Origin of the sequence: Sphaerisporangium sp. NPDC051011, assembly GCF_040653595.1 — a bacterium.
GTDB lineage: Bacteria > Actinomycetota > Actinomycetes > Streptosporangiales > Streptosporangiaceae > Sphaerisporangium.
Genome location: NZ_JBFAGG010000039.1, coordinates 1 through 12,318 on the forward strand (window position 1 = coordinate 1; position 12,318 = coordinate 12,318).

Consider the following 12,318-nt stretch of genomic DNA (forward strand, 5'->3'; position numbering starts at 1 on the left):
GCAGGATCTCGCCTCGGGCCTGCTGGGTTTGCTTCTCGGTGATTGGTTTGTTTTCGGCGAACCGCCGGAGCCGGTGGAGACAGTGCCAGGTGGCGTTGCGCCATTCGGCGCTGACCCACCTCGGCGAACAGGGCACCTCCCTGCTGATGCTGATGGCCAAGTCCCGGCACAAGAAGCCGGAGAACGTCCGTCACTACTTCAAGCCCTCCCCGGATGCCATCGCCGAGCTCACCAGCCTGCTCGCGCTGGGCGACGCGTGTCGGTGACAGCGGCCGCTGGGCCGTGCTCCCCAGGCCGGTCCGCCCGCAAAAGCTCGTTGATGGCCCTGTCTGCTCTCATAAAGCAGCCCACGCGGCTCACCTTGCTCCGGCGTCCTGCCCTGCCCGGTCATTCAACGGACCGTTGCGATGAGGCATCGCAGTGCGGCGTGAGCGGGTGGGCCCCAGGTGGCCTTGTCCCCGGGGCGGCCGTGGACGCCGGCCTCTCCGGTGAGAACGCCGCTGAGGGCGTCGAGTGGGCCAAATGGTCCGTCGAAGGCGTGGCGCTTCGTGACAGCAAGCGTCCGCACGGGTCGGCGCTCCGCATCCCCGTCACTGAGTGGGCCACATTCCGCAGCATTATCTAGTCCGGTGAGCTGAGCGCTGAGCTTGAAACCCCTTAGAAGACACGCGGGACCGCGGCGCCCGCGTCCGGAGAGCGCGAGGGCCGGGGTCCCTCGCGGGAAGTAGCCAGCCAGATGCCTGTCGTCGGGCTCTGCGGTGAACGTGCCGCGGTTGCGGCGTTGTTCGTCGGTCAGGAACGCCACCGGCCCTGCCCCTCTGCTGCCTTTTGCGACGGGGTCTTGTCGGACCGGGCTGCCGTGGGGTGGACCGGTGTCAACTGGCGGCGCGGAGCCGTTCAAGGAGGTCGCCCACGCCTGCTGTGTGCGCATATGGGGCCAGCTCCGGCTCCAGGTCGCGGACCATCGTCACGCACCTGGGTGCGTTGATCCGGCTGGCAAGGTCCAGGGAACGGGTGGCTGTTGCGGCGGCGATTTCCGGTTCGCCGTCGCGGAGGTAGGTCTCGGCCTTGTAGGTGAGGAACACTGCGCGGGTCTTGGAGCGGTTGGCGGGCAGCAGGGCGATGCCCTCGTCCATGAGCTGGTGGGCCCGACGTCGCTGGCCCAGGTCAGCAAGGCAGCGTCCGCTGTCGGCGGCGAGGTCGGCGTGCGACATCCAGGAGCACCAGGCGGGCGGCGGGTCGTACGACGGGGTGTCCAGCGCCTTCTCCGCGGCGGTCAGCGCCCGGCGGCACAGGCTGTGCTCGTCGAGGACGGCGAGGGCGCGGGCCTGCCGGAGGTGGAGGAGGGAGCGTGCGGTGGGGTGCTGGGTGCGGGGGATGGCGTGTTCGAGGATGTCCGCCGCGGTGCGCGCGTCCTTGAGCCACAGCAGCTGGTAGGCGAGGTCGGACAGGATGCCCGCGCCGAGGTCGTGCTGACCGGCGGTGTGGGCGTTGTGGAGGGCGGCGTGCCAGAAGCGGGCGGCGGAGGCGTGGCGGCGTTCGTCGAACCGCTGCCAGGCGACGGATTGGGAGAGGGAGGCGGCCAAGGTGTGCAGACGCTGTTCGATAGGGCGGGTGTAGCGGCCTTCGCTGATGATGTCGGTCACCGTGGTCAGGTGCTCGTTGAGCAGCCGGTAGGTGCGCTGGCGGCGTTCGGTGGCGAGGCGGATCAGCTCGGTGCCGGCGGTCTCCAGCCAGTCGACCATCTCGGTGTCAACGTCGCCGCGCGGAGTCCACTGCGGGAACCGTCCTGGCTCGATGATCGCCCACTGGTGGGCGAGCGCGGCCAGGGCGCCGCTGGTGTAGGCGATGAACGACCGGCGGTCCAGGGAGGTCATCAGGGCCTCTCGGAGTGAGGGGACGGCGTTGTACGGGCCAACGGGCAGCGGCTTGTCCTGGCCCGGGAGCCAGTTGGGCCAGCCGAGATGGGCGACAGCCGCGTAGTCGATGCCGAAGACCTCGGCGATGAGCGGCTGGGATTCGTCTTCGTCGGGGGTGGCCCGGCCAGCCTCCCACTTGGAAACCCGTGACCCTCGCGTGCCCGAGCGCAGGCCGCGACGCGCGGCGGCTCGCCGGATGCGGCGGGCCAGCTCCTCCTGCGGCCATCCGCGTTCGATCCTGGCGCAGGCGAGGGGGTGGCGGATCTCGTCGTCCACCTGCTCATTGCACCACCCACCCCCGGGCCCTGGGTAGCCGTTCGAGAAGACCGGGGATAGGGCGGGGATAGGGATCTGCTCTAGGCGCGGGCGCCTGGTGGGCGTTGTACTCGTCGTGGTCTCGCCCGGCGCCCGTGCGACCGGGCGGGACCGGGTGACGACCGGGAGTCCTCACCGTCTCGTCCCGCCCGCAGGGCTGCACGTCAGCCCACGTGAAGGCCGAGCAGGCCCTTCGTCCCCGCGGGATGTTCACCGCCGTCGATGCGCAGGGAAGGGGGGCCGCCATGTCGTACGACCACTGAGCCCGAGGTACCGGGCGGGCCCGCACGGCGGGCCCGCCCCACTCCGGAAGGATGTGCGATGCCGTCTATGACCGACCGCTATGACCCCTTGGACGCGAAGATCCTGCGCGACCCGTACCCAGTGCTGGACGAACTGCGGCAATCGAAGCCGGTGTTCTGGCACGAGGGCATGGGCTCGTGGGCACTGACCCGGTACAGGGACTGCGTGCGGGTCCTGCGCGACCATGCCACGTTCGCCCGCGACCCGCAGCGCACCGGGGGCACCGTGGCGGAGCCGAGCCTGAGCGTGCAGACCCTCGACCCGCCGCAGCAGGGCCACATCCGCTCGCTGTTCATGACGGCGCTGCGGGCCCAGGACCTCACCAGCATCGAGGCCCGCGCCCACTGCCTGGTTCGGGGCCGCCTCGACGCGCTGGCCGGTGCCGGGGCATTCGATGTGGTGTCCGAGATCGCGGTGCCGCTGTCCGTGGCGGTCGTGGCGGACCTGCTGGGCGTCGAGCCCCCGCCGTACGCCGAGTTCGCCGCGATCTCGGACGCGATCATGCGGAGCATGGACGGCGGGCTCGACCCATCGCTCGTGGAGCCGGGGCGGATCGCCCGTCAGCAACTGTCTGACCTGGTCGACTCCTGGTTCGCGGCCTCGGCCCGGCCCGGCCTGCTGGCCCGGGTGCGGGCGGCGGAGCCGGGCGCCGACGCGCTCGTCCGGCTTTATGTGAAGAACACGGCGCGGGTGATGTTCCAGGGCGGCTACAGCACGATGGCGGCCGCCGTCGGCAACGCGGTGCACACCCTGCTGACCCACCCCGAGGCCCTACACCGGATGCGCGACCGGGTGCTGCTGGGCACGGGCGTGGACGAGCTGGTGCGCTTCGACGGGCCGGTGCAGGGCACCACGCGCGTGGCGGTGCGGGCGTGCCGGATCGGCGCGGTCGACATCCGCCCGGGGCAGAAGGTGGTCCCGCTGTTCGCCGCGGCCAACCGCGACCCGGCGGCCTTCCCCGGCGCCGACCGACTGGTGCTGGACCGGACGCCGAACCGGCATCTCGGCTACGGGTGGGGTCCGCACTCCTGCATCGGCACCACCGTCGCCCAGGTGGGCCTGCACGCTCTGGTCGCGGCTCTGAACGGCTCCCTGGCCCGTCTGGTTGCCGCCGGCGAGGGCGTACGGCGCCGCACGGCGACGATGCGCGCGTTTGACACGCTCCCCGTCGTGCTCCGGCCCTGACCTTCTTCTCCCCGGCTCGCGGTGCCTGCGCGGCGCCGCCGGGAGTGTCCTTCGACCTGCTTCAGGAGTCCCCTCGTGCGCATCCTCATCGGTAACCAGATTGACCCGTCGATCCGCGAGCGCGGCGACATGCGGGCCTGGACGCAGCGCCTGTTCTGGTTCGCCCGCCCCGGTGACCTGCTCATCCTGTGCTGCGAGCCGGACACTGCGTTCGTCGACTACGCGCTGGCCCACACCGGCGTGAAGCGTAAGGAGCTGACCGTGCTGGTCGCGCCGTCCGGGGCATGGGGTGACCGGCTGCTTGATCCGGCCTCGCTGACCGCGCCCGGCTTCCTGCAGTCGGTGCGGGCCGCGCTCGGCGAGGGCGGCGCCGACGCGGTGACGGAGGTGTTCGCGCTGTGGCCGTCCGCCGCAGTGGCGCGGCTCGCCGACGCCCTGGGCATGGCCGACCGCTTCCCGGGCGCCGCGTTCTTCGGCCAGGGAGGCGGGGAGATCGGCAACTCGAAAGCGAACTTCCGCGCGCTGGCGGCGGCGGCCGGGGTGCCGATCGTGCCGGGCCGGGTGTGCCGCAGCCGTGCCGAGGCGATCGAGACGACCAGCGCGCTCCTGGAGAGGTCCCCGACGCGGGCGGTCGTGGTCAAGCAGGCCCACAACGGGGCCGGGGTCGGCAACCAACTGCTCGCGCGCGATGCGGGGATGGCGGTGGACCACGTCGGCGCGCGGCACCTGCATCGCCTGGCGCCCGGCGAGGACGGCGTCGCGGCGTACTGGGCCGAGCGCTGGTCCTGGGCGAGTGGGGAGGGGCGTTGGCCGGTGGTCATTGAGGACTTCGCGCCAGGCGCGGACGCGGTGTACTCCGAACACTACGCTGCCGACGAGGGCACCCGACCGACTGAGATGGGCCGCCTGCTCTACGTGGGCCGACGCCTGAGCCACCAGGTCGTGCCCCTGGACGGCGTGGACGACCGGGTGCGGGCGGCGCTACTGGACGGCGGCACCCGCCTGGCCGAGGCATACCGGGCTTTCGGCTACCGCGGGCACCTGAGCGCGGACGCTCTGGTCCTGCCCGGCGGAGCCGTGGTGTTCACCGAGGTCAACGCGCAGGTTTCCGGGAGCCTGCACATCTATCAGTCGATCGCCCACGGCATCGTCGACGTCGCCGCCGAACCGGCCCGGCAGGTGGTCGAGTACCACGTCCCGCCCACCTGGACCGTGCCCGGCTTCACCGCCTTCCTGGCCGCCCTTGACGACCTGGCACTGGCGTACGACCCGGCCACGCGGATGGGGGTGATCGTGTCGATGCCCGCGCTGCCCCTGACGCCCGGTGCCCCGGCGCAGTTCGTGTTCTGCATCGCCTACGAACCCGCCGAGGGCTACGAGGGCGCGTTCGGACGACTCAACGCACGGTTCGCGAACGTGCCCGCCGGCACATACGACGCCAGTCAGCACGTCGGCACCACCGCCGTGTCCTTCTCCTCCTGACCCGGGAGCCTTGACCATGACCACTGCCCTCACCGCGGCCGCCGAGGCGGCCCAGCTCACCCCCGTCTTCGACGCGGCCCGGCTCGCCGCCGAACTGGACGCCGTCACCGCCCACACCTGGAACCCGCAACGCACCCACATCTACGGCGGTCAGGCCGGCCAGGCGGCCGCGATCGACTGGCGCGTTCTGCCGCTTCGCAGCCTCGGCGGTGATCCGGAGCGCACCGACCCGGGCGGGCCGGGTCCAGAGCCGTTCGCGCCGACCCGCTGGCTCGACCAACTGCCCTACCATGCCGAGATCCTCGCCTCGCTCCCCGCCCCGCTGAACGCGGTACGCCTCATGGCGCTCGGGCCCGGCGCCGTCTCCAACCCGCACTGCGACCCGAAGTACCGCCTGGACCGCGGCCTCGTACGCCTGCACATCCCCATCGTCACCACTACTGACGCGGTGCTCGTCCTGGACGGCGTCGAACACTGCTGGCAGCCGGGCACCCTGTGGTACGGCGACTTCTCCCGCGAGCACCTGGTACGCAACGCCAGCGACGCGGTGACCCGGATCCACGTCGTCATCGACGCCCTGCTCACCGCCGAGCTCGCGGCCTGGTTCCCGACCTCCTGGCAGGACCTGCTCACCTGCGGCGAGGTCCTCCTCAACCGCACCGCCCTGGCCCTGGCCCCCGCCTGGCCCGCGGGCCTGCCGTACAAGGCGCTGCTGCCGTCCGGGTTCGCCGACTTCGACGCGGCCGCCCCGCTGGACGGCTCCCTCATCCCGGCCCGCATCGACCGCGACCCCGCAGGCATCCTCAACCTGACCATCGCCGGGCGAGCCTTGGCGCTCGCCCCGGTCGACGACACCGAGTTCCGGTTCTCCGGCTGGAGCGAGCAGCGCACCCTCCAGCCCGACGGCGACGGCGGGCTGCTGCTTCGGGTCCGCCGCGGCCGCGCGCTGGCCGACCGGCATGTGACCGCCGAACCCCGCACCACCTGACCCACCCGATACCCGGAAGGAACGCCTTCGCAATGCGCCTGCACAGCCACGACGACTTCACCACGCTGCGGGAGGTCATCGTCGGATCCGCCGCCAACTACCTGGGCCACGACCGCGACCTCTCATTCGAGCTGTTCCACCACGAGACCCTGACCGGCTTCCGCTCGGCCTGGGCCTACCCCCGTCTCGCACAGGCCGATGCGGATACGCGCCGGGAGAACTGGGCCATCAAGGAGCGGTACGCCGAGGAACTGCACGAGGACGTCGAGGCCCTGGCCGCCACCCTCGCCGGTCTTGGGGTCACCGTGCACCGGCCGCTCGCGCTGCCGCCCGACGCAGCCCGCATCGCGGGCCTGGGGTGGGAGGCTGCCCCCACCCCGGCGCTGAACGTGCGAGACAACACGCTGATCCTCGGGGGCGAGATCATCGAGACGCCGCCCGCGATCCGCTCCCGCTATCTGGAGACCCGCCTGCTGGCTCCCGTCTTCCGCGCCTACTTCGAGGCCGGCGCCAGGTGGACCACGATGCCACGCCCCACCCTCACCGACATGTCATTCGACCTGTCGTACGCGCGCGACACCGCGACCACGCTGGGCGGGCCGACCGAGGCGATCGACGGCCCGCAGCCCAGCCCGTACGACGTCGGACTGGAGATGATGCTCGACGGCGCGCAGGTCCTGCGGCTGGGCCGCGACCTGGTCGTCAACGTCGCTCAGAGCAACCACGAACAAGGCGTTCACTGGCTGGAGCGGCACCTCGGCGACCGCTACCGCGTGCACCGGGTGTGGCGGATGGCGGACAACCACATCGACTCGATGGTGCTCGCCCTGCGTCCCGGGGTATTCCTCGCCCGGCACGACGGCATCCGCGACCTGATGCCCGAGAGCTTTCGCTCCTGGCGGTACATCGTGCCTCCGGAACCCGACCTCGGCTCGTTTCCCGTCTACGACGACTACGAGGACCTGGTCCTCACCAGCCCCTACATCGACCTCAACGTCCTGTCCCTCGACGAAAACACCGTGCTGGTCAACGAGCAGTGCACTGGCCTGATCAAGACCCTGGAGGCCGAGCACTTCACCGTAGTGCCCGTACGGCACCGGCACAGGAGGTTGTTCGGCGGCGGCTTCCACTGCTTTACCTTGGACACGTGCCGCGAGGGTGGCTTGGAGGACTACCTGTCGTGACCGGCCCTGCTGTGTTGCTGCTGGACGCGGCCGGCCCCGAGTCCGGCGCCCTGGCCAAAGCTGCTGCCGCCCGCGGCTACGCCGTCCACGCCGCGACCACCCCCGGCGGATACGCAGCCTACGGCCGCGAGTTGAAGGGCCTGCTGGCCGGGCAGGTGCTCACCGACCTCGGCCAGCCCGAGCGGGCTGGGGAGGAGATCACCGCCTACGCCCGCCGCCGCGGGGTCGGTGCCGTGCTCACCGTCAACGAGTACCTGACTGAGCTCGCCGCGCTCGTGTGCGCCGAGCTCGGCTTGCCCGGCAACGACCCGGCCCGCTCACGGGCGGCCCGCGACAAGGCCGCCATGGCCCGCGCGCTCGCCGGGGCCGGTGTACGCACCCCGTACACCCGCCTTGCCTACGACGACGTCCAGTTGGAGGCCGTCCTGTCGGACAGCCAGGTCGGCTTCCCGTGCGTGATCAAGCCGGTTGGCGGGGCGGGCTCCGCAGGGGTCACGGTGGCCACCGGCCAGGCCGAAGCTGCTGCGGCCGCCGACGCCGCCCGAGCGGTGACCGGGATGTACGCCAGCGTGGGCGACCCTCGCGTCCTCGTCCAGGCGTACGCCGCCGGGACCGAGTACAGCGTCGAGTCCATCACCCAGGACGGCGCCACCACGCACCTCGCCGTCACCGAAAAGCGGGTGACCGGTGGTGCCCACAGGGTCGAGACCGGGCACAGCCTCCCCACCCGCCTGCCGCCGGCGATCGAGGCGGCCGTGTACCAGGAGGTGGACGTGGCGATCCGGGCGGTCGGCATCCGCCATGGAGCCTCGCACACGGAGGTGATCGTCGACGCCGACGGGCGGTGCACGGTCATCGAGATCGCCGCCCGGCTCGCCGCCGGACAGATCGGCCTCCTGCTCCAGTACGCCCTGGGCCTCGACGTCTGGGCAGCCCTACTCAATATCGCCCTCGGCCGCCCGGCCGCGCTCACCCCCACAGCAGACGGGTACGCCACCGTGCGTTTCATGACCAGCCCGCGCGCCGGGCGGCTGGCGTCGGTCTGCGGGCTGCCGAAGCAGGGGCCGGGTGTGCCGTTCGTCCGCTGGCGAGCGGCGATCGGCGGCCCGGTCCACGAGCCCGGGGTCAACGCCCACCGGCTGGGGTCCTTCGTGGTCACCGGCACGGACGCGGCCGAGGTAGAGGAGCGAGCCGACACATTGCTGCGGCAGGTCCGCATCCACGTCGAACTGCCCTGCGAGGGCGGAGCCAGTCAGGTCAGACCGGCGAGCACGTCGGCCATCGCCCTGTAGCTCTGCTGGATCACCTCTTCGGGCTTGCCGAGTCGATGGCGCTCCAAGCGGATCGCGCCCAGGTGCCGGGCCTCGTAGATCCGCGCCCGCCACACCGCCGCAGGGGAACGGTCCAGCGCGCCGTAGGACTCCCAGAACGCTTCACGCTCGTCCGCCTTGGCCGTCGCCATCCGGATCGTCCAGTCAGCTTCCACCGCCCCGAACCATGTGCGGTCGAAGTCCAGCACGCCGGTGATCGTCGGCTCCTCGGCGGCAGGGGCCAGCAGGCAGTTGACCGTCCACAAGTCGCCCGTGAGGAGGCGGGGTTCGGTGACCTCGTCCAGCACGGCGCGGTCATGGACGGCCACGGCGGCGACCTTGCGCACGTCGGCGGAGTCCAGGCCGACACCGTCGAGGTCGGCGGCGATCTCCTCCAGCGACGCGATCACCGCCTCGCTCCACGTGGCATAGCCCGGCCCGGCCACCGGCCCGAAGCGCGGTCCACGCACCCCGTGTACGGACCGGGTGATGGCACCCATCTGCCGGAAGAACACCGGCCAGGCCGTACGGGGGTACGTCCCCAGACGTTCCGGGGCGGGGATGCCGTCCAGGTGCGTCTGGATCATCCAGTCCCGGCCGATCACCTCCTGCGACCAGTCCGCCGCGATCACCTGCGGCATCAGCGGCGCGATCGCCGACAGCCACGGCACGCTCGCGAACTCGTTGCGCATCAGGTGCCGCTCACTGCGGAACTGCCGGCCGTCCTCCGGCGCGACCCGCAGGATCACCGGCCGGGCCCGCCCGGCCAGGGTCACGCGGTAGACGTTGTTGTACATGCCCGTGCCCAACTCGACAGCGGACACGGGCGCCGCGTCGCCGCCGAAGGCCCGTCGGCAGACCTCTTCGATCTCCTCAGCAGACAGCGACTGCTGAAACGCCGCCGGGACGCGCTCAACCGGTCGGAAATCCATGTGGTCCATCTTGCCGCGTTCGCGGTCAGCTGGGTGCGTTGCGACGAGCTGCGGGGGCGCGCTCGGCGACATGCCGGGCGACCGTGTCGACTCCGGGGCGAGCGTAGCGTTCCAGGGACCGTATGGAGGCGTGGCGGGAGGAGGTCAGCAGCATCGGCGTGGACGTGCCATTCTCCGCGTCGTGTGTCAACGCGCCAGTCCGCAACAGCAGCGCGGCGCCGCTCCCCACATTGAAATCCGTGGAGATATGAAAGGCACCCAACGCACGCCGAGGAGATTGCGCCGCTCTAAAAGCGATATCGATACTTTCGGTGGGATGTCCGGTTTTTCGGGGTTGCGGAAAGGTGTTGGACGCGATTTCCATGTGACACATGAGATACCGTTTCCTATCCGGTTCTTGATTCTGCCTTCCAAGAGTGCCCCCAGGCTCTACTGTCCGTAAGCGAATACCGACGACGGCCTTGTAATGGCGCGGTCGTCTCCCGTTGCATTCAGTTGCATTCCGTTGCGTGGAGGGTCAGGTGCCAAAACCGCAGACGACCAACCCGGAGTCCTCCCCGGCAGCCCGTTTCGGCTACGAACTGCGCAGACTCCGCATCGAAGTACACATGACCCAGTCCCAGCTGGGCGGCAAACTCGGCTATACGGGAGCCGCGATGGGCGCGATAGAAAGAGGACTACGCCTCCCGCAGCAACGAGAACTCGTCGAACAGTGCGACGAGGCCCTCGGCGTCAACGGCGCCCTGATCCAGGTCTGGGAACAGGTCCGCATGGACGGAACCCAGCGCTGGTTCTATCCGTGGCTGGAGGCCGAGCAGCAAGCAGTGAGCTTGCGCACGTCGCAACCGAACCTGGTCCCGGGACTACTCCAGACGGCGGACTATGCGCGAGCGATATTCGCCGGCAAGCCTGGCATGTCGCCCCAGGAGATCGACAAGGCCGTGGAGGCCCGGCTGGAACGACAAGTCCTCCTCGCGCGCGAGCGCCCCCCTATGATGTGGGCCGTGCTTGACGAGGTGGTCCTTCAGCGGTCCATCGGCGGGGTGGCCGTCATGGAAGCGCAGTTGAATCACCTCCTGACCATGGCCGAGCATCCATGTATCACGATCCAGATAGTCCCCCTGTCGGCTTCCTGCACCGCAGGATTGCTGGGAGGCTTCTTTCTCGCACAGCTACGAGACGGTCGCAACGTCGCCTACCTGGAGTCCGCCGGTAAGGGGCAGGTGGTTTCCCGCCCCGTCGATGTGCGTGATATCGAGATACGGTATGAAGCCGTCCGAACTAGCGCGCTCAATGACAATGAGTCGCTCAATAAAATGAGGGAGTGGATGCAGAGGTGGACGAACTGACCAGTGCCCGGTGGGTCAAGTCCTCGTACAGCGGCGACAACGGCGGTGAATGTGTGGAACTTGCCATGCTGATCGGCAACGGCATGGCGATCCGTGACAGCAAGCGCCCCCACGGCCCGGTGCTCCGCGTCCCAACCGCCGAGTGGGCCGCATTCCGCCAGAGCCTCAAGACCGGCGACTTCGACACCCTGACAACCTGACCCTCGTTGTGAGCGGGACCTGCCGCAGCGCGGGCCCCGCTCACAACCCACAAGACGGCGGTACCAAGACATCAGCCCTCGATCCCGGACACGGAGACGATGCCAAATGGACGACGTGGCTACCGCCAGATGGGCCAAATCCTCGTACAGCAGTGACAATGGTGGTGACTGCGTCGAGCTTGCCGCGCTGCCGAGTAAGGGCATGGCCGTCCGCGACAGCAAGCGCCCATACGGCCCCGTACTCCATTTCCCCGCCACCGAGTGGGCCGCTTTCCACAGCAGCCTCAAGGCCGGCGAGCTGAGCGCCTGAGCCTGAAAACCACCTGCCCCTAGAAGACGAGCGGGACCCGCACCCCTAGCTAGTCCGGGTCCCGCCGGCCAACGGGCACAGGCCATCCAGCGGGACGTATTCGACTCCGCCGCCCAACTCCGGGATCGGAGAGACGCCGCGATCCCTGGCCCCGTCGCCGAGGACCATGTCGCCCTGCTCGAACTCGATCAGGCGGAGGGCGATCTTTCGGGGGAACAGGTTGCGAAAGTTCATTACCTCCTTTGCGCGGTCCTGGAGTGCGGACAAGACGCCGACCGCGCGGCCTTGCGGTCAAGGTGGCAAGGGCCTTGTGATGCGCTGGCGAAGGCTATTGTCGGACTGGTAGGCAGTCAGGAACGCCACATCATCGACGATGATCAGGATAATCGGATCGGCTGGGGTTGGGATGTGGGAGCGCTGGTAACCGGCGAACCGTCCGCCGCGTTCCCGCCACATGACCGACACGGCTTCGTCTCGGAAGTCGGCCCACTCTTTCGGGTCGGCGACGTACCTGGGGCCGAAATACTCTCAGCCGTAGGAGAGCTCTATCAGCTTATAAGTCCAGCGTCCAGATCTCGGCTAGGCCCGCGCGTACGGCGGGGGTAAGCCTCAGATGGTGAACCAGACCTGCCGACTGAGCCCGTAGTAGCGGCAGGCAGCGCGACGTCGCCCGAGACGTCTTTGACGTGACGGATGACCGCAAGGCGCCGCCTGGCTTCACGATCGAGCGGGGGTGGGGTTGGACATAGGGGCTCTTCGATCTTGAGGGGGAAGTTCGTGGGCGTGGCCTGATAGGCGAGAGCCCGCAGCCCCGTAACACTGGCTGTTGATCAAGGACAGT

The 12,318-nt window shown here is 69.8% G+C and carries 14 protein-coding genes; 10 read left to right on the forward strand and 4 right to left on the reverse strand.

Annotated features, from left to right (window positions below; genetic code table 11):
* Positions 1–89 precede the first annotated feature (89 nt).
* Together AB0H21_RS40650 and AB0H21_RS40655 are read left to right on the forward strand one after the other, a co-directional pair.
* A complete protein-coding gene (locus AB0H21_RS40650; RefSeq protein WP_358527384.1) occupies positions 90–266 on the forward strand; it encodes a hypothetical protein in 177 nt (58 codons plus the stop codon).
* A gap of 53 nt (positions 267–319) precedes the next feature.
* The gene (locus tag AB0H21_RS40655) at positions 320–625 is read left to right on the forward strand and encodes a DUF397 domain-containing protein (RefSeq protein WP_358527387.1); all 306 of its coding nucleotides are present in this window, start codon (positions 320–322) and stop codon (positions 623–625) included.
* A 250-nt stretch (positions 626–875) separates the two neighbouring features.
* On the opposite strand, the gene AB0H21_RS40660 is transcribed toward AB0H21_RS40655, so the two are convergent.
* Positions 876–2,195 (reverse strand): helix-turn-helix transcriptional regulator, encoded by a 1,320-nt coding sequence (locus AB0H21_RS40660; protein WP_358527390.1) that lies wholly within the window; start codon positions 2,193–2,195, stop codon positions 876–878.
* A 369-nt stretch (positions 2,196–2,564) separates the two neighbouring features.
* Between AB0H21_RS40660 and AB0H21_RS40665 the strand changes: the two genes are divergently transcribed.
* From AB0H21_RS40665 to AB0H21_RS40685, 5 genes are all read left to right on the forward strand, one after another.
* The gene (locus AB0H21_RS40665; protein ID WP_358527391.1) at positions 2,565–3,722 is read left to right on the forward strand and encodes a cytochrome P450; all 1,158 of its coding nucleotides are present in this window, start codon (positions 2,565–2,567) and stop codon (positions 3,720–3,722) included.
* Between the two features lie 75 nt (positions 3,723–3,797).
* The gene (locus tag AB0H21_RS40670; protein ID WP_358527394.1) at positions 3,798–5,204 is read left to right on the forward strand and encodes a hypothetical protein; all 1,407 of its coding nucleotides are present in this window, start codon (positions 3,798–3,800) and stop codon (positions 5,202–5,204) included.
* A gap of 16 nt (positions 5,205–5,220) precedes the next feature.
* Positions 5,221–6,192, forward strand: coding sequence for an aspartyl/asparaginyl beta-hydroxylase domain-containing protein (locus AB0H21_RS40675; protein WP_358527396.1), 972 nt, complete (start codon positions 5,221–5,223; stop codon positions 6,190–6,192).
* Positions 6,193–6,224: 32 nt separating this feature from the next.
* A complete protein-coding gene (locus AB0H21_RS40680) occupies positions 6,225–7,376 on the forward strand; it encodes a glycine amidinotransferase (protein WP_358527397.1) in 1,152 nt (383 codons plus the stop codon).
* Positions 7,373–8,668, forward strand: a complete 1,296-nt coding sequence (locus AB0H21_RS40685) for an ATP-grasp domain-containing protein (RefSeq protein WP_358527398.1) — start codon at positions 7,373–7,375, stop codon at positions 8,666–8,668. Before AB0H21_RS40680 ends, AB0H21_RS40685 begins: the two co-directional genes overlap by 4 nt.
* Here AB0H21_RS40685 and AB0H21_RS40690 read toward each other — a convergent pair.
* Positions 8,629–9,618: an aminoglycoside phosphotransferase family protein gene (locus tag AB0H21_RS40690; protein ID WP_358527401.1), complete on the reverse strand. Its 990-nt coding sequence runs from the start codon at positions 9,616–9,618 to the stop codon at positions 8,629–8,631. The genes AB0H21_RS40685 and AB0H21_RS40690 overlap by 40 nt on opposite strands.
* A gap of 25 nt (positions 9,619–9,643) precedes the next feature.
* Positions 9,644–9,982 carry a hypothetical protein gene (locus AB0H21_RS40695; protein WP_358527404.1) on the reverse strand — a complete coding sequence of 113 codons (339 nt, stop codon included), beginning with the start codon at positions 9,980–9,982 and terminating at the stop codon, positions 9,644–9,646.
* A gap of 157 nt (positions 9,983–10,139) precedes the next feature.
* Between AB0H21_RS40695 and AB0H21_RS40700 the strand changes: the two genes are divergently transcribed.
* The 3 genes from AB0H21_RS40700 to AB0H21_RS40710 all read left to right on the forward strand — a co-directional run bounded on the left by AB0H21_RS40700 (position 10,140) and on the right by AB0H21_RS40710 (position 11,477).
* A complete protein-coding gene (locus AB0H21_RS40700) occupies positions 10,140–10,967 on the forward strand; it encodes a helix-turn-helix transcriptional regulator (protein WP_358527406.1) in 828 nt (275 codons plus the stop codon).
* Complete coding sequence (locus tag AB0H21_RS40705) at positions 10,943–11,167, forward strand: DUF397 domain-containing protein (RefSeq protein WP_358527408.1); 225 nt, start codon at positions 10,943–10,945, stop codon at positions 11,165–11,167. Before AB0H21_RS40700 ends, AB0H21_RS40705 begins: the two co-directional genes overlap by 25 nt.
* A 106-nt stretch (positions 11,168–11,273) precedes the next feature.
* A complete protein-coding gene (locus AB0H21_RS40710; RefSeq protein WP_358527411.1) occupies positions 11,274–11,477 on the forward strand; it encodes a DUF397 domain-containing protein in 204 nt (67 codons plus the stop codon).
* Positions 11,478–11,522: 45 nt separating this feature from the next.
* Here AB0H21_RS40710 and AB0H21_RS40715 read toward each other — a convergent pair whose 3' ends face one another.
* Positions 11,523–11,711, reverse strand: coding sequence for a hypothetical protein (locus AB0H21_RS40715; RefSeq protein WP_358527413.1), 189 nt, complete (start codon positions 11,709–11,711; stop codon positions 11,523–11,525).
* Between the last annotated feature and the right edge of the window lie 607 nt (positions 11,712–12,318).